Annotated in this window: 19 protein-coding genes; 13 read left to right on the plus strand and 6 right to left on the minus strand. The window is 60.5% G+C overall.

Annotation, left to right across the window (positions count from 1 at the left end):
* Nucleotides 1–34 precede the first annotated feature (34 nt).
* From O2N64_RS14065 to O2N64_RS14075, 3 genes are all read left to right on the plus strand, one after another.
* Nucleotides 35–1,348 (plus strand): SAM-dependent methyltransferase, encoded by a 1,314-nt coding sequence (locus O2N64_RS14065; RefSeq protein WP_271078202.1) that lies wholly within the window; start codon nt 35–37, stop codon nt 1,346–1,348.
* A gap of 97 nt (nt 1,349–1,445) precedes the next feature.
* Complete coding sequence (locus O2N64_RS14070) at nt 1,446–2,801, plus strand: MATE family efflux transporter (RefSeq protein ID WP_271078203.1); 1,356 nt, start codon at nt 1,446–1,448, stop codon at nt 2,799–2,801.
* On the plus strand, nt 2,798–3,355 hold the full coding sequence (locus O2N64_RS14075) for a hypothetical protein (protein ID WP_271078204.1): 558 nt from the start codon (nt 2,798–2,800) through the stop codon (nt 3,353–3,355). Before O2N64_RS14070 ends, O2N64_RS14075 begins: the two co-directional genes overlap by 4 nt.
* Before the next feature lie 7 nt (nt 3,356–3,362).
* On the opposite strand, the gene O2N64_RS14080 is transcribed toward O2N64_RS14075, so the two are convergent.
* On the minus strand, nt 3,363–4,679 hold the full coding sequence (locus O2N64_RS14080) for an acyltransferase family protein (RefSeq protein ID WP_271078205.1): 1,317 nt from the start codon (nt 4,677–4,679) through the stop codon (nt 3,363–3,365).
* A 139-nt stretch (nt 4,680–4,818) separates the two neighbouring features.
* On the opposite strand from O2N64_RS14080, the gene O2N64_RS14085 reads away from it, so the two are divergent.
* Together O2N64_RS14085 and O2N64_RS14090 are read left to right on the plus strand one after the other, a co-directional pair.
* Complete coding sequence (locus O2N64_RS14085; protein WP_271078206.1) at nt 4,819–6,045, plus strand: argininosuccinate synthase; 1,227 nt, start codon at nt 4,819–4,821, stop codon at nt 6,043–6,045.
* A 900-nt stretch (nt 6,046–6,945) separates the two neighbouring features.
* Entirely contained in the window at nt 6,946–7,512 is a 567-nt protein-coding gene (locus tag O2N64_RS14090) for a septal ring lytic transglycosylase RlpA family protein (protein ID WP_271078207.1), read from the plus strand.
* A gap of 7 nt (nt 7,513–7,519) precedes the next feature.
* Here O2N64_RS14090 and O2N64_RS14095 read toward each other — a convergent pair whose 3' ends face one another.
* From O2N64_RS14095 to O2N64_RS14105, 3 genes are all read right to left on the minus strand, one after another.
* Nucleotides 7,520–8,170: a TIGR02466 family protein gene (locus O2N64_RS14095; protein ID WP_271078208.1), complete on the minus strand. Its 651-nt coding sequence runs from the start codon at nt 8,168–8,170 to the stop codon at nt 7,520–7,522.
* A 126-nt stretch (nt 8,171–8,296) separates the two neighbouring features.
* On the minus strand, nt 8,297–8,725 hold the full coding sequence (locus O2N64_RS14100; protein WP_271078209.1) for a CHRD domain-containing protein: 429 nt from the start codon (nt 8,723–8,725) through the stop codon (nt 8,297–8,299).
* Nucleotides 8,726–8,787: 62 nt separating this feature from the next.
* Entirely contained in the window at nt 8,788–9,840 is a 1,053-nt protein-coding gene (locus O2N64_RS14105; protein ID WP_271078210.1) for a hypothetical protein, read from the minus strand.
* A gap of 528 nt (nt 9,841–10,368) precedes the next feature.
* On the opposite strand from O2N64_RS14105, the gene O2N64_RS14110 reads away from it, so the two are divergent.
* On the plus strand, nt 10,369–11,166 hold the full coding sequence (locus O2N64_RS14110; RefSeq protein ID WP_271078211.1) for an FRG domain-containing protein: 798 nt from the start codon (nt 10,369–10,371) through the stop codon (nt 11,164–11,166).
* Nucleotides 11,163–12,290, plus strand: a complete 1,128-nt coding sequence (locus O2N64_RS14115; protein WP_271078212.1) for a DUF262 domain-containing protein — start codon at nt 11,163–11,165, stop codon at nt 12,288–12,290. Before O2N64_RS14110 ends, O2N64_RS14115 begins: the two co-directional genes overlap by 4 nt.
* Before the next feature lie 42 nt (nt 12,291–12,332).
* Here O2N64_RS14115 and uvrA read toward each other — a convergent pair whose 3' ends face one another.
* Together uvrA and O2N64_RS14125 are read right to left on the minus strand one after the other, a co-directional pair.
* A complete protein-coding gene (gene uvrA / locus O2N64_RS14120) occupies nt 12,333–15,248 on the minus strand; it encodes an excinuclease ABC subunit UvrA (RefSeq protein ID WP_271078213.1) in 2,916 nt (971 codons plus the stop codon).
* Nucleotides 15,249–15,372: 124 nt separating this feature from the next.
* Nucleotides 15,373–17,643: a winged helix-turn-helix domain-containing protein gene (locus O2N64_RS14125; protein ID WP_271078214.1), complete on the minus strand. Its 2,271-nt coding sequence runs from the start codon at nt 17,641–17,643 to the stop codon at nt 15,373–15,375.
* 213 nt (nt 17,644–17,856) lie between these two features.
* On the opposite strand from O2N64_RS14125, the gene O2N64_RS14130 reads away from it, so the two are divergent.
* The 6 genes from O2N64_RS14130 (at nt 17,857) to O2N64_RS14155 (ending at nt 23,487) form a co-directional block, all read left to right on the plus strand.
* Complete coding sequence (locus O2N64_RS14130; RefSeq protein WP_271078215.1) at nt 17,857–18,222, plus strand: UrcA family protein; 366 nt, start codon at nt 17,857–17,859, stop codon at nt 18,220–18,222.
* A 197-nt stretch (nt 18,223–18,419) separates the two neighbouring features.
* Nucleotides 18,420–18,776, plus strand: a complete 357-nt coding sequence (locus O2N64_RS14135; RefSeq protein ID WP_271078216.1) for a hypothetical protein — start codon at nt 18,420–18,422, stop codon at nt 18,774–18,776.
* A gap of 59 nt (nt 18,777–18,835) precedes the next feature.
* A complete protein-coding gene (thpR, locus tag O2N64_RS14140) occupies nt 18,836–19,369 on the plus strand; it encodes an RNA 2',3'-cyclic phosphodiesterase (RefSeq protein WP_271078217.1) in 534 nt (177 codons plus the stop codon).
* Between the two features lie 300 nt (nt 19,370–19,669).
* Nucleotides 19,670–20,410 carry a lysozyme gene (locus O2N64_RS14145; protein WP_271078218.1) on the plus strand — a complete coding sequence of 247 codons (741 nt, stop codon included), beginning with the start codon at nt 19,670–19,672 and terminating at the stop codon, nt 20,408–20,410.
* 44 nt (nt 20,411–20,454) lie between these two features.
* Entirely contained in the window at nt 20,455–21,150 is a 696-nt protein-coding gene (locus O2N64_RS14150) for a hypothetical protein (RefSeq protein WP_271078219.1), read from the plus strand.
* 213 nt (nt 21,151–21,363) lie between these two features.
* Complete coding sequence (locus O2N64_RS14155; protein WP_271078220.1) at nt 21,364–23,487, plus strand: M3 family metallopeptidase; 2,124 nt, start codon at nt 21,364–21,366, stop codon at nt 23,485–23,487.
* Nucleotides 23,488–23,494 lie beyond the last annotated feature (7 nt).

Below are 23,494 nucleotides of genomic sequence, written 5' to 3' on the forward strand. Positions count from 1 at the left end.
ATCAAAACAAATTCTTTCGGGGGACTTTGAGCCTATGTGGCTGCTCGACAAATTTCTGCAAAAAGCGATCAAACGCGGCAAGATGGTCATCACGGACCATGACGGTAAGGTTTATGAATATGGCCCTGGCGTTGAAGAAGGCGTCCACGGCATGGACCGCGGCCCGGTCAAGGTTCGCCTGACGAACAAGAAGGCTGCCAATCACATCGCGCGCTATCCGCAGTGCGGCGCTGGTGAAGCATTTATGTGGGGCTGGCTCGTCGTCGAAGAGCCGCACGATATCCGCGACATGATCCTGTATGTGACGGAGAATGCGAAGAAGCTGGGCGATGCTCCGCTGAAGCCTAAGGGGCCGATCCGCACCGCGATCCAGAAAAGCATCGCCAAGATCGACAGCGTCAATCTCAAGGGTAAGGCGCGCAAGAATGCAGAGCACACCTATAACCTGACACGGCGCCTTTACGAGCTGTTCCTCGATGAGGATCGCCAATACACCATGGGCTATCACCGCGATCTGGATAACAGCCTGGAAAAGGCACAGCTCGACAAAAAGGCGCACATTGCCGCCAAGCTCAACATCACCAAGGAAAACGGCCCCAGCATGAAAGTGCTGGACATCGGCTGCGGCTGGGGCGGCCTCGCGCTGTACCTGCACCGCACCTATGGCTGCGAAGTGCTGGGCGTTGCCCTCGCACCGGACCAGATCGCCTTCTGCAAGGAGCGCGCGAAGGAAGCCGGTGTCGAGGACAAGGTAAAGTTCGCGCTGATGGATTACCGCGATGTCGAGGGCAAATTCGATCGCATCACCAGCGTCGGCCTGCTGGAACATGTCGGCACGCCGCACTACCCGCAATTTTATGAACACACGCACCGGCTGCTGAAGAAGGACGGCGTAATGTTCAGCCATTGCTGCGGCCGCGCAGGCGGCCCGGGTTTCACCGATGCCTGGACCCGCCGTTACATCTTCCCCGGCGGCTATATTCCTGCCCTGTCGGAACTGGTCACCCAGTCCGAGAAATTCGGATGGCAGGTGATGGATGTGGAGGCGATGCGCTTCCACTACTGCCACACGCTGGAAGAATGGTACAACCGCACCGTCATGCACAAGGATGAGATCATCGAGATGTATGACGAGGTCTTCTACCGCATGTGGCTGTTCTACCTCGCGGGCGCCGAGCAAAGCTTCCGCAACGGCAAGATGGTGAACTGGCAGATCCTCTACGTGAAGGAGCGCGACGCCATCCCGATGACGCGCGACTACATGTACGAAGAATCGGAGCGCCTGCGCGGACTTGAAGAACCGCCCGCATGGCACCTCGACCCGGCGTTAAAGGAAGCGGCGGAGTAGGCCCACCCCCAGCCCCTCCCGCATGCGGGAGGGGAGCGAGACTTGCCGAACCAGAGGTGAGGCTTAGTCGCAGCGGGGTGGGCTTCCGCACTCTATCATGAACTCCACCCGCCCCCTCACCCGCGCATCTGTCTTCGCGCAGTCGTGGCCGATCATGCTGGGGCAGGCGTCTGTACCGCTGGTCGGCATTGTCGATACGGCTGTGATCGGGCGCACCGGCGATGCTGTGGCGCTTGCTGGCGTCGCGCTTGGGGCGACGATTATCAACCTTGTGTTCTGGACGTTCGGCTTCCTGCGCATGGGCATGACGGGCCTCACCGCGCAGGCCAATGGTTCGGATGACCGCCGCGAGGTCGAGGCGCTGCTTTTGCGGTCGCTCGGCATCGGTTTTGCGCTGGGGCTGCTGATTCTCGCGCTCAGCATTCCGATCAGCCAGCTGGCCTTTACTGTGCTGTCCGGATCGGACGCAGTTCAGGGCGATGCGGGCGATTACATGCAGGGTCGCTTTTACGGAGCGCCCGCTGCACTGGCGGTCTATGCGATGAATGGCTGGCTGCTTGGGCTTGGCCGGACACGCGATGCGCTGGCTCTGCAGATCGTCATGAATCTTGCCAATATCGCGCTCGATATATGGTTCGTCTGGGGGCTCGAGATGGGTGCCTATGGCGTGGGCCTTGGCACCGCCTGCGCGGAGTGGATCGCGCTGGTTCTGGGTATCATCATCGTGGGCCGGGTAGCTGGGACGAACGTGCTCAGCCTCGCCCGCACCATACCGCGTCCACTGCTGCTCGACCGTGAGCGATTACTCCAACTCTTCGCGGTCAATCGCGACATCATGATCCGCACCATTGCGCTGCTCATCCTGTTCACCTGGTTCGCCAATGCGGGGGCGCGGATCGGGGCAGAGGCGCTCGCCGCCAATCATGTGCTGCTGCAATTCATCAATGTCGCCGCTTTCGTGCTCGACGCTTTCGCCTTCACCGCGGAAGAGCGCGTCGGACAAGCCTACGGCGCAAGGGACCGCTCGCGCTTCCTCAAATCCATCCGGCTGACCGGAGAATTCGCCCTGCTGAGCGGCCTCGCCTTTACCGCCCTGTTCTACTTTGCCGGCGGCGCGGTGATCGACCTGCTCACCACCGATGCTGCCGTGCGCGAAGAGGCACGCCGTTTCCTGCCATTGGCCGCGCTGGTCCCCCTCCTAGGCATGCCGAGCTGGATGCTGGACGGCATTTTCATCGGCACAACGCGCGGCCGGGCGCTGCGCAATGCGGGTGTCGCCTCCACCATTCTGTACATCGCGCTCGATTACGCGTTGCGGCCCAACGGCAATCTGGGTGTTTGGATCGCAATTTCTGCAAGCTACCTGTTGCGCGCAGGGGGACTTGCGCTGTATTTCCCCGGACTTCTCAAAGACGTTTCGTCTGCCGACCAGAAAGCCGAAGAGCCAACATGACCATAAATCCGCTTCGCAAATTGATGACCCGGATCCTCGCCGCGATCCTGCTGGCGCTCGCTGCACTTGGTGTTGCCACGCCAGCGCTGGCGCAGGTGAATGTGCACTTCCACAGCTTCAACGGCAGCGTGCTGTGGGGCCGCTATCCGCACACATTCGTGGTCTTTGAAGGCACGCTGTCGAACGGCACGCGTGTGAATGAGAATTACGGTTTCTCCGCGCGCAGCAGTGCAGAGGCGATCACTTCCGGCCCTGCCGAGCACATGATCCTCTCCGAAACGCAGAGCACGATCGAGAACACCAACCGCCATTTCTCCGTGACGGTGACGGACGCACAATACCGCCGCCTGCGCGCCGAAGTCATCGCCTGGCGGGATTATCCGGGCGATTACTACGATCTGGACGAGAACAATTGCATCCATTTCGTCGCCCGCATGGCGCAGCTGGTTGGGCTCCGCGCCGATGTGCCCGAAGACTATTTGCGCCGTCCCAAAGCCTGGCTCAATTACATCACCCGCCGCAATCCGCAGCTGGGCGCGAGCGAAGTACCCTGATCGCAGTTTAGCTGCGCAGCCACTTTGCCACCGGACCAAAACCGACCAGCGCCGCGCCCACGAGAGGCAGCGCGACGACCCAGAGCCGGACCCCGCTGACCCCTTCCGGACTGGCGATGCTGATCGCTGCCGTCATGGCCAGGCCGAGCGAGATCAGGACAAGTCCCAATACCAATTGCCAATGCGGCAGTGGCTTGCCGTCGAGCGCAGAACCACGCTCATACCGCGCGAAGATGGCGATCAGCGGCAGTAGCGTGGCGATATAAAGCGCAAACCAGACGGGGCGCGCCAACCACCACTCGCCAGTGCCGGGATAGGCATCCAGTCCTATCCCGCCCAGCAGCCACGCGGCCACCAGAACGGCCACAAAGGCGGTGAGGTGCCACAAGTAAACGGTCATGATCATACCGTTCATCAGCACAACGCCGGTCCATATCTGGATATTATCGAGCATCCGCCGGCCGGCTTTCTCCAGGCCCAGCGCCAGCCCCGCTTGCGCGAAACCGAGCGAGAGCAAGGCCAGCGTCGGCGGCATCGAATTCGAAAGGTCCGCGCCGGGCACACCGATCATGGCGATGGGATAAGGCAGCGCTGTCACAAGCGCGATCAGTACCGATAGCCAAGTGGCGAGAAACAGCCATGGGCGATTGCCGCGATTGAGCTCGCCGTTACCCCAGGCAAAGCCGAGCTGGTGCACCGCAAGCCACACGAAAGCGAAATTGGCCCAACCGATGAATGCTACCGCGTAGCCGATCCGGGCAATATCGACCGCTACTGCCGCCAGCACCAGCGCTGCGATACTACCCCAGCCAAAGCGTTGCCATGCGGCATGCGCGATCGGCGTCAGCGCGGTGATGAACAGGTAGACGGCAAGAAACCAGACCGGGATAAGCGCAAGCTGCGCTGCCATGTTTACCACATCGCGGTCCAGGCCTGCCTGCGTGCCGACAAAAGTCAGCGCGGCCCAGAATAGCAGGACGGGGAAGACCGGGTTGATCAAACGCTGGATGCGGCTTGCGAACCATGCGGAATAGGGTTTTCCGTCGCGCTTTTGCGCGGCCCAGCTGACGCCGTTGGAAAAGCCGCCGACAAGGAAGAACAGCGGCATCACTTGGAAACCCCATGTGAGCCACTGGCTCCACGGCAAAATGCCGAGCAGGTGCCCGCCCACCACTTCGCCGCTGGCATCTATGTATGGTGCGGCGACCAGCCAGTGGCCGATAACAACAGCCAGGATGGAAAAGGCGCGCAGGAAATCGACGTAGCGATTGCGTTCCGGCGGAGCTTTCTCTGCAAGGCTCCTCGCCTTTGCCCATATGCTCACGACTGCATTCTCCCGACCATGTCCCAAATCCCGATATAGGTATCGCAAAAGCAAATCCATCGCCGGGGCATACGCATTCACATTGCGCCCCGCTGCCGCCGCTGGTAACTGCGCCCCCGACTGACGGAGAAGAATGCGAATGTCCGAGATGAAACGTGTTGTCCTCGCCTATTCGGGCGGCCTCGATACTAGCGTCATCGCCAAGTGGCTGATGAAGGAGCGCGGGCTCGAGGTGGTCACCTTCACCGCCGATCTTGGCCAGGGTGAGGAAATCGAACCTGCGCGCGCCAAGGCACAGGCGATGGGTATTCCGGACGAGCACATTTATATCGAGGACCTGCGCGAGGAATTCGTGCGCGATTTCGTTTTCCCGATGATGCGCGCCAATGCGCGATATGAAGGCGATTACCTGCTCGGCACCAGCATCGCTCGCCCGCTGATTTCCAAGCGCCTTGTCGAGATTGCGCATGAAACCGGTGCCGATGCCATCGCCCATGGCGCGACCGGCAAAGGCAATGATCAGGTACGTTTTGAACTCTCCGCCTATGCGCTCGATCCAGACATTACCGTCATCGCCCCGTGGCGCGAATGGGACCTCACCAGCCGGACCGCCCTGATCGACTGGGCCGAAAAGCACCAGATTCAGGTGCCCAAGGACAAGCGCGGCGAGAGCCCGTTCTCCACCGATGCGAACCTCCTCCACACCTCTTCCGAAGGCAAAGTGCTGGAAGACCCGTGGGAAGAGACGCCCGACTATGTCTATTCGCGCACCGACCACCCGGAAGATGCGCCCGATACGCCCGAATACATCACGATCGACTTTGAAAAGGGCGATGGCGTGGCGCTGAATGGCGAAGCGATGAGCCCCGCGACCCTGCTGACCGCACTCAACGATCTGGGCCGCAGGCACGGCATAGGCCGCCTCGATCTGGTCGAAAACCGCTTCGTCGGCATGAAGAGCCGCGGCATGTATGAAACGCCGGGCGGCGAAATCTACGCCCGCGCCCATCGCGGTATAGAACAGATCACACTCGATCGCGGCGCTGCTCACCTGAAGGATGAGCTGATGCCGAAATATGCGGAGCTCATATACAACGGCTTCTGGTTCGCGCCGGAGCGCGAGATGCTGCAGGCGGCTATCGACCTGAGCCAAGAGAAGGTGAACGGCACCGTCCGGCTGAAGCTGTACAAGGGCAATGCGATGGTGGTGGGGCGCAAGTCACCCAACTCGCTCTATTCGGAAGCGCATGTCACGTTTGAGGACGATGCCGGCGCATACGATCAGGCCGATGCAGCGGGCTTCATCAAGCTGAACGCCCTGCGTTTGCGGCTGCTCGCCCAAAGAGACCATAGGCGCGATCGCTGAGAATCGAGTCGCGCCTGCGCGTCAAATATGAGTCTTTTGAGTCACTTCGAACCGCAATTCGTCGCAAAAACGGGGATAGTTTCGCCAGAAACGCCGAGCCGTTGACTTATCCACCCTTGTCCACTGGCATTCCTGCCAAAAGTGGATAAGTCGACGCTCGCGCCCTTGCCCGACTCGGCTGCCGCGCGCATTCTCCAAACATCGAAGACGGAAACAGACCGCCACGAAGAACCGCCTGCCGGTTCGGATACAGGGGAAAGCGGAAAGCTTCGACGCGATGATTAGCTTGTCGCGGAAGAGGAAAGGAAGATGGAAGGTCTCATTCGTGAGATTGGACACCAACCGGACTGTTGACACCGAGAGAAGCAATCATTGGATAGGCCGGAGGAGAAATCCGGTGTCGAGGTTCTGGAAGGGCACTTCGGTGCACGAAGGAACCGCCTGAGACACCAGATCACAATGTCGGCCTCGGAACGGTGGAAAGCGCGGCTGAGACTCCTTGTGAGGCTCGCCAAGTGGAAAACCGAGCTCCGGCACCGGCGCGAGCGCCGGGCGACATATTCGGAAGCGAAGCGGCACTTTGTGCAGTGGAGCGGAAGAAGACACGCCAGGCGCCAAGTATCCCTTCGGGGGTCCACACGCCGGTGAGAGTGGGGTCGGCAGCAATGCCGGCCCCATTTCTCTTTTGCGCTACCCGAATTTTCGCTGTCCTACAGGATCCTTCCTCTGCAAGCGCTGCCAATTTCGCTCGCAAACAGGCGCTCTGGCCTAGTTTTGCCGGCGCAAAAGGACTCCGTTCGTCGCAGTTGCAGGGCGTTTGGCGGTGGATTGGGGCCGATTTGCGCCCGTTAACCCGCCCGAAACTGTCAATTGCGCGCGAGTTTCGCTATCTGCGCCGCCATGACTGGAGGCAAACTCTCGCGCATCTTGCCGCGTTCAGCCATCGCGCTGACGATATTTGCGATGCTCGGCACCTCGGCTTCGGGCCTGGCGCAAGAGCGCGCCAATATGGCTGCCGAGAGCGCGATCGAGGCGCCTTCTGCCCCATCTTTCGTCCGCAACGAAGAACCTGCACTCGAAGCGGTCTTCGCGCCTTTCGACGAGCCGGTCGAACCCGAGCTCGTTGACGGCGCCGTCGACATCACGACAATTGTGCCCGCAGCACCGGCCGCCACCTCGCTCGGCGATGGGGTCGCCAGCTATTACGGACGCCGCTTTCACGGTCGTCCTACGGCGAGTGGAGAGCGCTTCGACATGAACGCCTACACCGCTGCGCATCGCACCTTGCCTTTCGGCAGCCGGGTGCGCGTTACCAATCCGCGCAATGGCCAGTCGGTCATCGTGCGCATCAATGATCGCGGGCCCTTTGTGGGCGGTCGCACGATCGACCTGTCCCGCGCCGCCGCGAGCGAGATCGGCATGATCAGCCGCGGCCATGCGCGCGTCGAACTCGAGCTGCTCGACTAATCGCTCGTTAGAGCGTCAACTCACTCACATCACGGAAGCTGCCGATCGTCCCGCGCACGAAGGTGTTGAAGGCGATCGAGTGACGGTTCCGGTTCGAGGTGTTCTGCTCGACATAGTGGTGCACCGCGCTGCTGAAGAGCACCAGGTCACCCTCTTTCGGCACGATAGCATTGCGCGGCGCGTTGTAGATGTTGGTCTTCTCCGCCTGCACCGCGAGATCCAGCTGGCGATAGTGGTTGTGCCTTTCGAACACCATGTTGCCCGGCGGATCGGGCATCGGCGCGTAATAGAGCGAGCCTGACACGATCGAGTTCGAATGCGTGTGCCCGTGCATCCCGACACCGGGCGGGTTCATCAGCGTCCAGCTCTGCGTCACTTCCAGCTTGTGGGCGATCCCCATGACTTCGCGGGCATAGGTCGCAAGCGCCTCGTCCACCGCCTTCTTGATGCTCTTCATCTCGGGCCGGTCGAACAGGTACAGCTCTTCCGAGATGTGGTTCACCTGGTTCTCGATCATCGTGATGCCCTTGAGGTACTCGACCTGCTTCGGCGTGATCGCATCCTTGATGTTGGTCACGAAGTAGGGCTCTGCGAAGAGCGGTTTGACGGTGAAGTCGCGCGCCTTCGTGCCCGAGGCGGCTTTTGCTGTGGTGGCCATGTCCGGTAGTCCCCTCCGCTTGGCAATGTCGCGCCTGTCATAAGCCGCACACATCGCTCATCGCAAGGGGGCCGCGGCCCCATTTCACAAGACCGCCTCCAGGCCCTCACTCAAGGCCGCCGGCAGTCAGTCGATCAGCTGCCCGCGTATCGCGCCATTGTCTCGCATGGGTGCGGTGACGACCATGTAGTGCCCCTCCCGGTCTGCCAGTATGGCGCGCTGCACATCGGCTTCCACCGCCACGCATTCCTCCTCCAGCGGATCGGCGGGCAAGCGCAGCCGCGCCACCATCGGGCCGTTCTCCCCGCGCTCTCCGCTGTGGATGGCGAGGCCCGTGGCACCCGTCACTCCGTCGAGATCGAGGTAGTAGCAGATCTGCCCGCCAGCCATGTCGAACTCCCCGTCGAAGTCGCCGAGCGCGTCCTCCTCACCCTCCCCCTGCGGGACATACTCCCCGAACATGGCGATACCGACGAACTCACTGTCTTGCGCAAAGGCTGGCGCGGCGGTTCCGGCGATGGCGAGTGCAAGCGCGACTGGCGCGTAACGAAGCATAGTCCCTCTCCTTCAGAGGTCCGCTGCGCCGGTTTGCCCGGTCTGTGCGGACCGAATGGGCATCACCCTACGCCTGCGCGCGAGTCGGGGGAAGACCCTCCGCCCTCCCCTCCCTCGGCACCCCCGCCGCTCCCATCGCTCGCTCCATCGACCGCCGCAAAGCCCGCCTCCAGCGCCTCCTCGCTGTCGATCAGCCACCACTCCGCCAGCTCCGCCTCGAAGGCGCAGAGCTGCAGCACCTCGATCATGCACTTGCCGTCGAAATCGCCGCCCGCCAGCGCGTCGACTGACGGAGCACCCTCCGGCCGCGCCCGCGCCATCCGGTCGAGCCGGTGCCCCTGCCACATGCAGTCCCGATCGGTGAGAACCACCGCATCATCCTCCTCCGCATCCACGCAATAGCCCCCGCAATCGGGGCACGGATCAGTGGGGGGTGTGACAGGTGTGACAGTGTCCTGATCACAATTCCCGGCTCCCTCTTTCGGCCCAGCCTGAGCGCCCCCAATCCGTTCGTCCTGAGCTTGTCGAAGGGCGATTAAACCATCCGCGGCGAGTGACGCATCCAGAGACCTGATGTCCTCCCCCCGCTCCAGCGCCTCGATCTGGTCATCCAGCAGCTCCGCCGCCGCGACCAGTTCGGCATCCTGCGCCATCCGGTCGAGCCGCGCGAGATGGGCGAGCAGCAGCCTGTCCGAATAGCGCCGCCGCATCCCCACCTCCTCGCCATGGTAATAGACGCTCTCCTCCACCCCGTTGATGGCGCGATCCGCCAGCTCCGTCTCCGCCACCACCCGCGCCGCGAGCAGCGCCGCATCCCAGGCGCGCGCAAACCCCGCATACCGCCGCCGCGCGCGATAGGCCGTCTGCCGAGCAACCCCCGCCCGCTTGCACGCGATGGAGACATTGCCCATCACCTGCATGGACTTGAGAAACAACGCCATCCGCACGGGGGTGAGAGCTTCGGTATTGCCGAAGGTGGGGGTGTGTTCTCCGGCAGCTTGCCCACCCCCAACCCCTCCCGTCTGCGGGAGGGGAGCGAGACTTGCTGAGCCTTCAGCGAAGCTAGTCGCAGCGGGGTGGGCCTGTGCAGCGTCGATAGTGGTCAGAGAATTCATTCGGTGCGTCCTCGCATGGGTTCGTGTGAACCGCGCAGGGAGGCACAGTGCTGGGGCTGTAGGAAAGGGGAAATCAGTCCCCTCGTCCATTCGTCCTGAGCTTGTCGAAGGGCGACAGCGCCAACGCCGTTGGCCTCTGGCCCTCTACGAGTCCAACAAGCTCAGGACGAACGGAGGTTGTCGCGGTCAAAGCATAGTCGCCACCCCCGCGAAGGCGGGGGTCCAGCTACTTTTGACAACGCGAAGCATGCCCACCCCGCTGCGACTAAGCCAGCAAGCTGGCAAGTCTCACTCCCCTCCCGCAAGCGGGAGGGGTCGGGAGTGAGCCACTCAAAGAGCCGCCACCGCCACCCGCGCCGCTTTTCTCCGCCGACTGCTGGCGAAGTGGTACATTTTTACCCTCCTACATGAGCCCAGTGCAAATAATGGACTTATTATTTCAATCAAATTCTTCGCGGCTTTCGCTTGCAACCCATAAGCGAAGGCAACTAAGGTCTTTTATAGTATGAGAAAATGCGGGGGAGTGGATTGCCAAAAATTCAAGCCGATGAACCGGAGAGCCTCAGTGAGCTTTTGACTTCTGTCGAAGCCTATCAAGCTGAGCGTGAAGTCGTGTGGTATCGCGGCGTAAACAATGTCGCTCATGACCTTACCCCATCGATTATCCGGCTCACTAAGAAGCCCACCGAAAAAGAAGTTGTCGAACTAGAAAGTGCTATTTTCTCGGCATTTTCGCAGCGATCCCCTCCGTTTGTCGAAAAAGACTTCCCGACGTCTTGGCGAACGCTGTTCTTTATGCAGCATTATGGCATTCCTACGAGACTTTTGGATTGGTCAGAGAGTCCCTTCGTCGCGTTATATTTTGCGCTTTCAAATGTTGAGCGCACAAATGCTGGTGTCCCAAAGAAAGATGTGGCGGTTTGGATGTGCGATCCGATCGGTTGGAATCGGGGTGCGCTGAGCCACATCAGTTATCAAGGTGGTATTCTTGATGAACAGTGCGAAGAGGTAAAGAGCTACGAACCGAGCGTGAAACACGATCACCGTTGGACGATGCCGGTAATGCTTCACGGTACCCACAATTCTGCGAGAATCGTAGCGCAGAGAGGCGTCTTTGCGCTATTTGGCAAGGGTTTGAAGTCGATGGAGGATGTCAGCAAAAGCGACGCATTTGCCGATGATGTCCTTCGCAAAGCGATCATTAGAAAGGATCGGGTCGATGCCTTTCTGAATTCACTTTTTCAGAAAGGAATCACCGAAAGCGTGATATACCCTGATCTTCAAGGCCTAGCATTAGAGATAAGGCGAAAGTTCGGATATCTATGAGTAGCGTTCTCAAAATTGACCAACACCAAACGCGCACGCTCAAATGGTGGAATTCAAGGCGGGAAAAAATCGACTTCGATCCGCCATATCAGCGGAAGGGGCGACTTTGGTCCGACCAAGATAAAGCGTACCTCATCGACTCGATCTTGAATGGATTTGATATTCCAAAGCTTTATTTGGCCGATTTTCAATTTGGCGAGTCTGATTTGAACGCCAGCCGACTGCCTTACGCGATTATTGATGGAAAACAGCGTCTCGAGGCAGTCTTTGATTTTTTCGACAATCAACTTGTATTGGCGAAAGATTTTGTTTGGAGAGAGAACCCAGAATTAAATTTAGCCGGACTAAGCCTGAAGGATTTATACGCAAAATATCCTGACGTCGCAGAAGAGTTTGAGAACGCTAATCTCACGATTATGAGCGTCTTTACCAACGACGAAAGGTTGGTGAATGATCTGTTTGTTCGCTTGAATAGAAGTAAGTCCTTGACCGGTGCGGAAGTTCGGAATGCTATGGTCGGACCAGTCACCGACGTGATCAGAGAGCTTACTACCCATTCGATCTTCAAGGAGACGATCCGGTTCAGTACAAAACGTGCTGGAGACCACAACGCGGCGGCCAAAGTCCTGCTATTTGAATATGAGAAGGGTTTGACAAGCACGAAAAAGAAAGACTTAGACTCCTTCGCAGCAATTAGTGATGCCGACAAAGAACGATTAGAGTTAGCTGCCCGGCGAGTTATCGATACCTTCGACGAGATGTCGGAAGTGTTCATTCCAAACGATACATTGCTCGGTTCGGCGGGTGTGTTTCCAGTTTATTACTGGTTTGTCAGAAGTGTGACGTCTCTCTATCAAGACGAGATCCGAACATTTCTCCTAAATTTCGAAGAAAAACGGAAAGAAAATAGGGAGAAGGAACGCAAGCTGGGTGAAGGCAGAGGCGTCAGTGCTACCTATTCCCGATATGATACACTTAACAGAAGCACAAACGATCTAGGAAGCCATCGTGGCCGACTGGCAATTCTGCAGCGTGAATTTGCAATGTCAATGGAAGAACAATACGACGACTTCGATCAAGATGAAGCGTTTCGTTTTCAAATCGCAGAACGCAAGATGAAATGACCAGCTAAGACTGGTTCATCTCGTCTTACCCGCACTCTCGATCTAATCCACAGCCTTCCGCGCCCTCTCAAGCATCGGTTTGAGATATTGGCCGGTGTAGCTCTTTGTTACCTTGGACACTTCTTCGGGGGTGCCCTCGGCAACAATCTCACCGCCGCGCACACCGCCATCGGGGCCGAGGTCCAGAATCCAGTCCGCTGTCTTGATCACATCCAGATTGTGCTCGATCACCACGACCGAATTGCCCTGGTCCACCAGCCGGTGGAGTACTTCGAGGAGTTTGCGCACATCTTCGAAATGCAGGCCGGTGGTGGGCTCGTCGAGGATGTAGAGCGTCTGGCCGGTGCTGCGTTTGCTGAGTTCCTTGGCGAGTTTTACGCGCTGCGCCTCTCCGCCCGATAGCGTCGTCGCCTGCTGGCCGACTTTCACATAGCCCAGCCCCACTTCGTTCAGCATGTGCATCTTGTCGCGGATGGGGGGCACGGCCTTGAAGAAGCCCTCTGCGTCCTCGATCGTCATGTCGAGCACGTCGGCAATCGAGTGGCCTTTGAACTTCACTTCAAGCGTTTCGCGGTTGTAGCGTTTGCCGCCGCATTCCTCGCACGTCACGTAGACATCGGGCAGGAAGTGCATTTCGATCTTGATCAGGCCATCGCCCGTGCATGCCTCGCACCGGCCGCCCTTCACGTTGAAGCTGAAGCGGCCCGGCTTGTAGCCGCGCGCCTGGCTTTCGGGCAGGCCGGCGAACCAGTCGCGGATCTGGGTGAAGGCGCCGGTATAGGTCGCGGGGTTGGAGCGCGGAGTGCGGCCGATGGGCGACTGGTCGATCTCAATCACCTTGTCGCAATATTCGAGGCCGGTGACCTTGTCGTGCGCGCCCGCCACCACGCGGGCATTGTTGAGCGTGCGCGCGGCGGAGGCATAGAGCGTGTCGATGGTGAAGCTGGACTTGCCGCTGCCCGAAACGCCGGTGATGCAGGTGAAGGTGCCCAATGGAATGCTGGCGGTGACATTGTTGAGGTTGTTCGCCCGCGCGCCATGAACCGTCAGCTTGTGGCCATTGCCCTTGCGCCGCTCTGCCGGGACCGCGATTTCGCGCCGCCCGGTGAGGTAATCGGCGGTGAGGCTCTTGCGGCTTTTCAGGATCTGCTTGAGCGTGCCCTGCGCCACCACTTCGCCGCCGCGCACACCCGCGCCGGGGCCGAGATCGACGATATGGTCCGCCTGGCGGATGGCGTCCTCGTCATGCTCGACGACGATGACGGTGTTGCCGAGGTCGCGCAGGCGCTTCAATGTTTCGAGCAGGCGATCGTTGTCGCGCTGGTGGAGGCCGATGGAGGGCTCGTCCAGCACGTAGAGCACGCCGGAAAGGCCGCTGCCGATCTGCGAGGCGAGGCGGATGCGCTGGCTCTCGCCCCCGGACAGCGTGCCGCTGGTGCGATCGAGGTTGAGGTAATCGAGCCCGACATTGTTGAGGAAGCCCAGCCGCTCGACGATTTCCTTGAGGATGGCGCGGGCGATCTGGTTCTGCGTGTCGGTGAGTTTTTCGGGCAGGTTCTCGAACCATTCCAGCGCGTCCGACACCGAATAGCGCGTGGGCTGGCTGATGTCGGTGCTGTCGATCTTCACCGCCCGTGCCTTCTCGTTGAGGCGGGCGCCGTGGCACGTCTCGCACGGCTGCGCGGTCTGAAACTTGGCCAGCTCCTCCTGCATCCACGCGCTCTCGGTCTGCGCCATGCGGCGGTTGAGATTGCCGATCACGCCCTCGAACGGCTTCTGCACCGTGTACTGCTTGCGCCCGTCCTTGAAGGTGAGCGGCACGCGCTTGCCCTTGGTGCCGTAGAGGATGATGTCCTGATGCTCGCGCGAGAGGTCCTTCCATGCGGTTTCCAGCGTGAAGCCGAATTCCTTCGCAAGGCTGCCGAGCACCTGCATGTAATAGGGCGACGGCGGGTTGGACTTGGCCCACGGCACAACCGCGCCCTTCTTCAGCGTGAGATCCTCGTTCGGGACCACCAGCTGCTCGTCGAACAGCTGCTTTTCGCCGATGCCGTCACACGTCGGGCAGGCCCCCTGCGGCGCGTTGAAGGAGAACAGCCGCGGCTCGATCTCCTCGATGGTGAAGCCGGAAACGGGGCAGGCGAATTTCTCGGAGAACACGATGCGGTTGGGCGGCAGGCCTGCGCCTTTCATCGCGCCGCCACCCTCGGCCTCGTCCTCGCGCCCCGGCACCACGCCATCGGCGAGGTCGACATAGGCCAGCCCCTCGGCGAGCTTGAGCGCAGTCTCGAAGCTGTCGGCAAGGCGCGTTTCCAAGCCTTCCTTCACCGCAAGGCGGTCCACGACCACTTCGATGTCGTGCTTGAACTTCTTGTCGAGCGCGGGGGCCTCTTCGATCGCGTACATCTCGCCATCGATGCGCACCCGGGTAAAGCCCGCCTTCTGCCACTCGGCCAGCTCCTTGCGGTATTCGCCCTTGCGACCGCGCACCACCGGGGCGAGCAAATACAGCCGCGTGCCCTCGGGCAAAGCCATCACCCGGTCGACCATGTTGGAGACCGTCTGCGCCTCGATCGGCAGCCCGGTGGCGGGCGAATACGGCACGCCCACTCGCGCCCACAACAGGCGCATGTAGTCGTAAATCTCGGTGACGGTCGCCACAGTCGAGCGCGGATTGCGGCTCGTCGTCTTCTGTTCGATGGAAATCGCGGGAGACAGTCCATCGATATGCTCGACATCGGGCTTCTGCATCATCTCGAGGAACTGCCGCGCATAGGCGGACAGGCTCTCGACATAACGCCGCTGCCCCTCGGCATAGATCGTATCGAAAGCGAGCGACGACTTGCCCGAGCCGGAAAGCCCGGTGATGACGATCAGCGCATCGCGCGGCAGGTCGATATCGACACCCTTGAGGTTATGCTCACGGGCGCCTTTGACGGAGATTTTGGTAAGAGCCATGGCGGTCCAAGTGGGGGCTGTCTGGCACTAAGTCCAGAGGGGCTGATGGACGTAGCGCGATAGGCGCCGACGGGGGCGCAATGTTCCCTAAATGTTCGCGCGGGTCAAGAGAGATAGCTTCCCTTCACAGACCGAGGGCCAGCACCTCGGCCCGCTCCCTCGCGATATGTGCCCTGATCGGGTCGAGCACGGCGCGCACCTCCGGCAGTTCGCGCACTCTGTCATACAGCGGATCGTCAACCAGCAGGCCGAGCGCCTGGTTATCCATGTGGCTCAGTTGCAGCGGCCAACCGTAATCGGGCAGCTGGCGAACGATTGCGATGGCAGATGGCTCGTCATTCTCGATGGCCGCCAGTTCCAATTGGGCAAGCAGCGAGAAAACCGTCGTCGTCCCCGTCTCGCGCCAGCGCTCGTTGTATCGGCGTGCGAGGGCAATGTGCTCGCGCGCTTCCCCATCGCGCCCCAGCCGCTGCATGGCGAGCGCCATGTAGGGAGACATTTGGGGGATGATCTGGAACGGCACACCAAGGCCTTCGGCCCATTGAATGAAATCCTCCGTGCCGGCGAACCTCGCGTCGTAGAATTGCAGCAATTCGGCCTCGCGTCCCTCGCGCAGCAGCATGGGAGTGGCTTCCGAGACGATATGCCCTTCCCCCCAGAAATCCGCGCCGTCCAAGCCTGCCTCGCGAAATTCTGCCAGCGTCGGCAGCTCATTCTGTCGCAGTTTCTCCACAAAGGCGTCCCGCGGATATACGACGCGCGCCTGCTCTGCCGGGAGGCCGAGTAGGAAACGGGTAAAGCGCAGCTGCGCGTAGTATCCCCAGCGCTGTTCTGCCTCACTTAAATCCGGTGTGACATCGCGCACCATGCGAAGGAATTCAGACAGATCTCCGTCAAGTCGCACCAGCCGAGCCCGGGCGAGCTCGCGCTGGGGCTCGGTAGCCGAGGCAGCGATGATGCGCTCTTCAAGATCGCGTGCAAGCGCAAAATCACCGAATTCGACTGCGCCATCCGATGCCCTCCAACTTGCGGGCCAGAGAGGGTCAACCGCGACCATGCGTCGCGACGTTTCCATGAAATCACCACCGAAGGGAATGGCCTGCCTTTGAACGATTCCTAGCCAAAACCAGCCTTCGGCATCACCGGGGTCGATCTCCGTTGCCCGATGCAGGCGCGCCAATCGTTCCTCTGAATCGGTCAGCAGCATTCCAGAGACTTTCAGCGCGTCGACGGATCGCGGATCGAGGGCAAGCGCCTCTTCGGCGAGCTCCAAAGCAGTTTCCCGTCGCTCGACCGAAATGGCGCTATCCGTAGTCGGGTAAAGAAAATTGGCCTTCGCCAGCCCGGCCAGGCCATCGGCGAATCTCGGGTTTCGGGCGACAACCTGCTCGAGAATATCGACAGCCGCCAGCCTTTGCTCGGTCCCGCGACCGCGGATCAGGCCCATGGCAGTCAGGTAGAGCGCGTAATCCTCGCTGCTGACAGTTGGCTGGCGGGCCTCCGGGTTGGGTGCGCGACCCAACGCCTCCAGCATTGCACGAACCGCCCGAGTGGGCAGGAATTGCGCGGAATTGGGAGCGGATTGCAGGCTTTCCTGCCAAACCTCCTCGCCATCGGCGGCAGCGACCAGCCTTACGTCGAGCACGACGCTGTTGGCCGAATTGCTGATCTCACCTTGCCAGACGAGATCCACATTGAGCGCTTCACCTATCTGCTGCGGACTGCGCCCCTGTTCCACCAGCTGGCCCGCACTATCGCCGGTGCGCACTTCCATGTTCACGCTGCGCCCGAGTTGCGATCGGATTTCAGCCTCCATGCCGCTGGCATAGAGCGGGTCTATGCCCTCGCTCGCTTCGATAGGAAGCATGACCACGGTAAGTGGCGCGGTATTGGGCCGCGAAGCCCAGAACCAGCCGAGCGCGACCACCAGCAACACGGCCAGCACGATCCCGGCCAGCGCAAGAGGCCGCGATCGCAGCGAACGGGCCTTAATAGCTGCTGGACTGGCCTCTCCATGCCGCTCCTCTTCCACAGTGGCCTTGGTCACCAGTACGCGGTAGCCAACCTTCGGCAATGTCTCGATGGTCACAGCCTCATCGGCCAGCTCGCGAAGGACGGAACGAAGCAGACTCATCACCCTGTTTACCGAAGCGTCACCAACGATGCGCCCCTCCCAGCAGCAATCGATGAGATCGTCGCGCGAGAGTATGGCACCCGGGTCGCGCCCCAGCGCCACCAGCACCTGCATGACCTTGGGTTCGACGGTTTCCTCATCCGAGCCCGCCGTCAGTTTGCGCAATGCAGGCTCCACCAGCACCGGGCCGAGAGTGAAGGGCTGCTCATGCGCAAGGTCGATGCGCGGCGATGACAAGCTGCCCGTGCCTTCGATGTTCATCACTGCCCCCCACATTCGCGCCTGCCAAAGCGCTGCATCCGTGATGCAACATTTTCCATGAAGAATCACGCCCTGAGGGCAACAATCGACTGATTTCGGCAAAAATCACGAAACCATAAGCTAAAAATCAGGCCGATTTGGTAGCACCATAAGCCTCAAATCCCGCATCCCTCTGATCGTCCGATCCGGACTTCACAAACGGAGGAATGAACCATGACCAAGACTTTTGCTTTTGCCGCCCTCGCCGCTTTCTCGGCTCTCACGATCGCACCGGGCGCCAATGCCCAGGATTCGCACGAAACGGCTCACAGTGGCCCCAGCGCGACAGTCGTGTTCGCCGATCTTAATTTGCAGAGCGATGCAGGCGTCGACCTGCTCGACAGCCGCATTCGTGCTGCAGCCCAGCGGGTTTGCGGCCGCGCAGAACCCAATGCCCTTTTCGGTGGACCGGTGCGCCAGTGCATGCGCGAAACCATCGCTTCGGTTCAGCAGACCCGCAACACCGTAATCGCTGCTGCTCGCAGCGAAGACGGAACGCGCCTCGCCTACACTTCTTTCAGCGTCCAGCGCGGCAGCTGAGCCGAAGTTCAGACCGGATCGCGTGGTAAGGCGATCCGGACAGGAAGGGCCCGGGGAACTACCTCCCCGGGCCCTTTTTGCTGTGTCGCGACGACTTGTGCCGAGCGCGCGACGGATGGCGCGTTAAGCCTGTTTCGTCGGGTTGCGGTTAATCTTCGGGACGTATTATCGCATTGGACAGGAAGGGGTCGCACCTAATGAAACTATTGCTTGTTACCGCCGCGCTTGGACTTGGCGCGGTTTCGCTTCATGCGCCGGCAGAGGCCTGCATGCAGGATCGTGATTGTATCGATCGTCGCAGCGCTAAGGAGCGTGAAGCCGATGCGGCGGAGATCCGTCGGCTGAATCTCGAGCAGGCGCGCTATGTGCGCGAACGCGATGCGCGCAACGCGCCGCGGGTTCGCGCTTACGACGAGCAGTTCGAGCGGCAGGACCAGTATCGCGAAGACATGGCGGATTACGAACGTGACCGCGCCGATTACGAGGCCGATCTGGCAGCGTGGCGGCGTGCTGTTCGCCTGTGCCGGGCGGGCCATTACGAATATTGCGATTGATCGCTCTGGCAGGCCGGAGCGCCTAGCCATAAAAGCGACCGCGTGGCATGGGGCGAGCCATGTCCAGCCGCCGCCTGTTCGTTGCTTTGCGCCCTCCTGAAGAGGTCTGCGACATCCTTCTCGACACGATGGAAGGCGTCGCGGGAGCGCGCTGGCAGGATGCCGACAACCTCCACATTACCCTTCGCTTCATCGGCGAGGTGGATCGGCACATGTTCGACGATGTTGTGACGGCGCTGGACAGTGTGCCCATCGCGCCTTTCGACGTCAGGATTGCAGGTGTCGGGCAATTCGAGACAAAGCGCAGGCCGACTGCGATCTGGGCGCGAGTGGAGCCATCCGATGGGCTCCGCAATTTGCAGCATTCGGTTGAAATGGCCTGTCGCCGCGCGGCGCTGGAGCCGGTGACCCGCAAATTCGTGCCTCACATCACCCTTGCGCGGCTCAGCTCAGGAAGTGCACCAATCGCGGGCTGGATCGCGCAGCATAGTGATCTGGCAATTGGCCCATGGCGGGCAGAGGGCTTTGCGCTTTACGAGAGCAATTTGACGCCTCAGGGCGCAATTTACGAGCAAATTGAGACATTTGGCTGACCGCAGAATGCGCTTCGCAGCGCCGGAACAGCGCAAGCGCTAAGGCCAGACCGTGGGCTCAATCGGACGAAGCGTGGACCGAGCGCGGCTCTCAGCCGTTGATAGGTTGAAGACGCACACTAACGGGCATGTTTTAGCATTCGAAATCCGCGCATCGCCCAGAAAGAAAACAAAACCGTCATGTCCGACGACAAAACAGGGCCGATCATTGCTAAGCGACTGCCTGCAGAAGGCACCGAAGGGGCGACGCATCCACCACCCTCGCCGCCCGAGAAGCCGCGCACGCCTGAGCAAAAAGAAATGAGCAAACTCGCGCGCTGGATGCGTGGCGAGATGGTTCGTGAACTCGTTCGCCGAATGCGCCGGAAGAGCAAGTCTTTGGACAATCGCCGGGGTAAGCGTAAAACCGCTCTCGCGCTGTCCGCCGGTATTATGGCCTTGAGCCCCGGCGCAGTCGAATATGGTCGCCAGGCTCCCACACATACGGTCGCTGAAGCGGCGATTGACGCCATGAAATACCGCGTAGATGCCGATCAGCTATCCGTCAGCGAGGCGATGAAGGAAGCTTTGGCCGAGGAAGAGGGTGTCATGCTTACGGTCTATCGTGACGTCGCGGGCTATCCCACTGTCGGGGTCGGCCACCTTGTCCGTCCTGCAGACAATCTGAAGGTCGGAGATACCATAACTTATGAGCAGGCCATCGCATTCCTCGAAAAGGATATCCGGCACGCCGAAGAGGCTGTGAAAAGGCTGGTCGGTGACCTGCCGCTTTATCAGTACGAATTCGACGCTTTGGTGGACCTCGTTTACAATGTCGGCGAAGGCAATGTTTCGGAAGACAAGAGCCCGAAGCTCAACGTCGCGATCAAGGCAGGCGATTATCAGGGTATTGCAGATGAATTGCGGTACCACACAGCAGCGGGATCGAAGGCGAATGGCCTGATCTATCGCTCGGAGCGTCGTCAGGCCATTTTCACTGATGCTGCATACGGCGACCCGCGCCCGATCGAAATCAGTGTATCGGGCGAAGTGTCCGCCTGATAAAGCCGATTTCCAATCGAAACACGCATGAAGTGAAGAGCGGTATGCCCGGTGCTTCCCTCACAACCAATGGTAGAACGTCAGCGCGCCTCGGCGCGTTGGCGGCGCTGCTCATGCTCGGCGCGTGCGGATTTATCACGGACGGGGCTGACGTCCCGCCAGAGAGTGAAACCTCGAGCACCGCTGCCCTGCCCGATTATGTGACTCAAGCTCAGGCGAATAACCAAGCGGATTGCCTGACTGATCTGTGGGCGGAAAAACCAAATCCCGATCGCGAATTCGATCTCGCCAATGATCGTGTCGAGGGCGGCTCGATATCCTGCGCCACAGGGACAACACCCAGCGAATTCGAAGCCATGCTGGCAGACATAAGGCAAGCAGCATCAGCGCAGGATCGCGCCGCCCTGCTCGGCGAAATCGAGGTGCCGCTCCTATTCATCGACCATGCCGGCGAGCGACGCGATATGCCGGAGGCGGTGGAGATCGAGGCACATTTCGATGAAATCTTCCCGCCCGAGATGCTCGAGCTGCTGCAGCGGATCGAACTGGGCGACATGACTGTCGTCCCCGATCAGGGCGGCTTTTTCGAACTGGGTTCGGTGTGGCTGGTAGCGACCGAACGTGGGGGCAGGCCGCGTCTGCGCACGGTCAACCGGCAGGCGCTCAACGAAGCAATCATCGCCGCGGCCAATGAAGAGGCCGAAACGCTCCCGCCTGCCGAATTGACGCCTGCCGAGTAGGGTGAGCGTAACCCCCACCCCTCGTTCAGCACCTTGGCAGCTTGGCCTGCTATGAGTAGATGTTCGTTTCAATGGAAACCGGGCGAGTCCTTCGCCCGGCCCGCCACAACCAGAAGAAAGATGAGAGGCCGCCCGAATATGAAATCGCGCCTGTTAGCCACCACAATGATTATCGCCGCAACCACTGCGTGCGCCACCCCGCAGGAGACCGAAATGGCATCCTTGCCCGGAACCGCAACTGTCGATTACGACCCCGAAATTCCTCAAGCGACCAGCATCTTTGCCGAGCTGTCTCCGCTTTACATGCACGCCCCGCAATTCGACCAGATCGAAGACAGCGAGTGGCAGGGCATTATCGAAGAAGCGATCGCGATCCAGCTCGCCGAAGTGGAAGCCATCGCCAACAACCCGAACCCGCCGACGATGACAAACACCCTCGTCGCCATGGAGCGTTCGGGACAGGTCTTCTCGCGCAGCTATGGCGCGTTCAGCCAGATCGTTTCGGCGAACATCAACGACACGATAGCCGAAACCGATGCCGCCCTTGCCCCGCAGATCGCGGCGATGAGCGACAGCATCTACCTGAACCCCGAACTCTTCGACCGCGTCCGCACGATTTACGACAACCGCGCAGCGATGGCGATGACGCCCGAAGATGCGATGCTGCTGGAAGTCTATTACAACCGCTTCGTGCATGGCGGCGCGCTGCTGGGCGATGCCGAGCAGGCCGAACTGCGCACGATCAATGAGCGGCTTTCCTCGCTCTCGTCCGAGATTTCCCAGCTGATCACGCGCGGCCAGAACGATGCTGCCATCGTCGTGGAATCGCGTGAAGAGCTTGCCGGTCTTTCCGATGGCCAGATCGCCGCTGCCGCCGCGCTTGCTGCGGATCGCGGGCATGACGGGCATTATATGCTCACCGTCAGCAACACGACTGGCGTTCCGATCATCTCGCAGCTCGACAATCGCGATGTGCGTGAGCGCATCTATCGCGCCAGCGTCGATCGCAACCAGTCGGGCGAGAATTCGACCCTGCCGCTGATCCAGGAAGTGATCACCCTGCGCAATCGCCGCGCCCAGCTGTTCGGCGAGCCGACGCATGCCAATTGGCAGATGTACGATCGCATGGTGTCCGATCCGGCAACGGCCATCGGTTTCATGACCGACATGGTCCCGGCCCTGCGCGCTACGCAGGAACGCGAGGCTGCCGTACTGCAGGATCGCATCGAACAGGACGGCCACGACTTTAATCTCGCCCCGTGGGATTGGGAATATTACGCTGAGATCGTCCGCCAGGAACGCTACGCCCTCGATAATGAAGAGATCAAACAGTACTTCGTCGTCGACCGCGTGCTGGAAGATGGCATCTTCTACATGGCGGGCGAGCTTTACGGCCTGACCTTTGAAGAGCGTAACGACATCCCGACCTACCATCCGGATGTCAGCGTCTACACCGTCTTCCACGATGGTGAGCCGATTGCGCTGTTCTATTTCGACCCGATGCAGCGTGACAGCAAGCGTGGCGGTGCGTGGATGAGCAATTTCGTGGAACAGAGCCATCTGCTTGGCCTGCGCCCTGTCGTCACCAATACGCAGAATGTCGCGCCGCCCGCTCCGGGTGAACCGGCACTCGCCACGTGGGACGATGTGCAAACGATGTTCCACGAATTCGGCCATGCGCTGCACGGCATCTTTGCCGATCAGCAGTATCCCTCGCTTTCGGGCACGAACACGGCGCGCGACTGGGTGGAATTCCCCAGCCAGTTCCATGAGAATTTCGCGGCCCTGCCCGAAGTCCTCCAGCGCTATGCACGCCATCACGAAACGGGCGAAGTCATTCCGATGGAACTGGTCGAAGCGATCAATCGCGCCGGCCGGTTCAACCAGGGCCACAGCTTTGGCGAGGTGATCGCCGCATCGCTGCTGGACATGGAATGGCACTCGATGGACCCGAACACCCGTGTCGACGATGTGATGGGCTTCGAAGCCGCCGCGCTTGAGCGGATCGGCCTGCGCAGCGACCTCGTGCCGCCGCGCTACAAGACGCCGTACTACCGTCACATCTTCGAGCACGGCTATGATGCGGGCTATTACGCCTACACCTGGACGGAAATGCTGCATCACGATGCGTACAGCTATGTCGAGGCCAATGGCGGCATGACCCGCGAAATGGGCGACCACATCGTGGACAGCTTCCTCGGCCAGGGCCACTCGAAGACTTACGAACAGATGTTCCGTGACTTCACTGGCCGCGACCCGCGCGTCGAGCCGCTGCTCGAAGCGCGTGGACTGATCCCGGGCGACACCGAGCCTGCCGGGGCCGAGGGCGTTCAGTAAGTTTCTT

Origin of the sequence: Aurantiacibacter sp. MUD61 (assembly GCF_027912455.1) — a bacterium.
Lineage (GTDB): Bacteria > Pseudomonadota > Alphaproteobacteria > Sphingomonadales > Sphingomonadaceae > Alteraurantiacibacter.

What these genes read in the sequence shown, in the direction of transcription:
- O2N64_RS14065 (WP_271078202.1), top strand. Translation starts at nt 35, where the DNA reads ATGTGGCTGCTCGACAAATTTCTGCAAAAAGCGATCAAACGCGGCAAG.
- O2N64_RS14070 (WP_271078203.1), top strand. Translation starts at nt 1,446, where the DNA reads ATGAACTCCACCCGCCCCCTCACCCGCGCATCTGTCTTCGCGCAGTCG.
- O2N64_RS14075 (WP_271078204.1), top strand. Translation starts at nt 2,798, where the DNA reads ATGACCATAAATCCGCTTCGCAAATTGATGACCCGGATCCTCGCCGCG.
- O2N64_RS14085 (WP_271078206.1), top strand. Translation starts at nt 4,819, where the DNA reads ATGTCCGAGATGAAACGTGTTGTCCTCGCCTATTCGGGCGGCCTCGAT.
- O2N64_RS14090 (WP_271078207.1), top strand. Translation starts at nt 6,946, where the DNA reads ATGACTGGAGGCAAACTCTCGCGCATCTTGCCGCGTTCAGCCATCGCG.
- O2N64_RS14095 (WP_271078208.1), bottom strand. Translation starts at nt 8,170, where the DNA reads ATGGCCACCACAGCAAAAGCCGCCTCGGGCACGAAGGCGCGCGACTTC.
- O2N64_RS14100 (WP_271078209.1), bottom strand. Translation starts at nt 8,725, where the DNA reads ATGCTTCGTTACGCGCCAGTCGCGCTTGCACTCGCCATCGCCGGAACC.
- O2N64_RS14105 (WP_271078210.1), bottom strand. Translation starts at nt 9,840, where the DNA reads ATGAATTCTCTGACCACTATCGACGCTGCACAGGCCCACCCCGCTGCG.
- O2N64_RS14115 (WP_271078212.1), top strand. Translation starts at nt 11,163, where the DNA reads ATGAGTAGCGTTCTCAAAATTGACCAACACCAAACGCGCACGCTCAAA.
- uvrA (WP_271078213.1), bottom strand. Translation starts at nt 15,248, where the DNA reads ATGGCTCTTACCAAAATCTCCGTCAAAGGCGCCCGTGAGCATAACCTC.
- O2N64_RS14125 (WP_271078214.1), bottom strand. Translation starts at nt 17,643, where the DNA reads ATGAACATCGAAGGCACGGGCAGCTTGTCATCGCCGCGCATCGACCTT.
- O2N64_RS14130 (WP_271078215.1), top strand. Translation starts at nt 17,857, where the DNA reads ATGACCAAGACTTTTGCTTTTGCCGCCCTCGCCGCTTTCTCGGCTCTC.
- O2N64_RS14135 (WP_271078216.1), top strand. Translation starts at nt 18,420, where the DNA reads ATGAAACTATTGCTTGTTACCGCCGCGCTTGGACTTGGCGCGGTTTCG.
- thpR (WP_271078217.1), top strand. Translation starts at nt 18,836, where the DNA reads ATGTCCAGCCGCCGCCTGTTCGTTGCTTTGCGCCCTCCTGAAGAGGTC.
- O2N64_RS14145 (WP_271078218.1), top strand. Translation starts at nt 19,670, where the DNA reads ATGAGCAAACTCGCGCGCTGGATGCGTGGCGAGATGGTTCGTGAACTC.
- O2N64_RS14150 (WP_271078219.1), top strand. Translation starts at nt 20,455, where the DNA reads ATGCCCGGTGCTTCCCTCACAACCAATGGTAGAACGTCAGCGCGCCTC.
- O2N64_RS14155 (WP_271078220.1), top strand. Translation starts at nt 21,364, where the DNA reads ATGGCATCCTTGCCCGGAACCGCAACTGTCGATTACGACCCCGAAATT.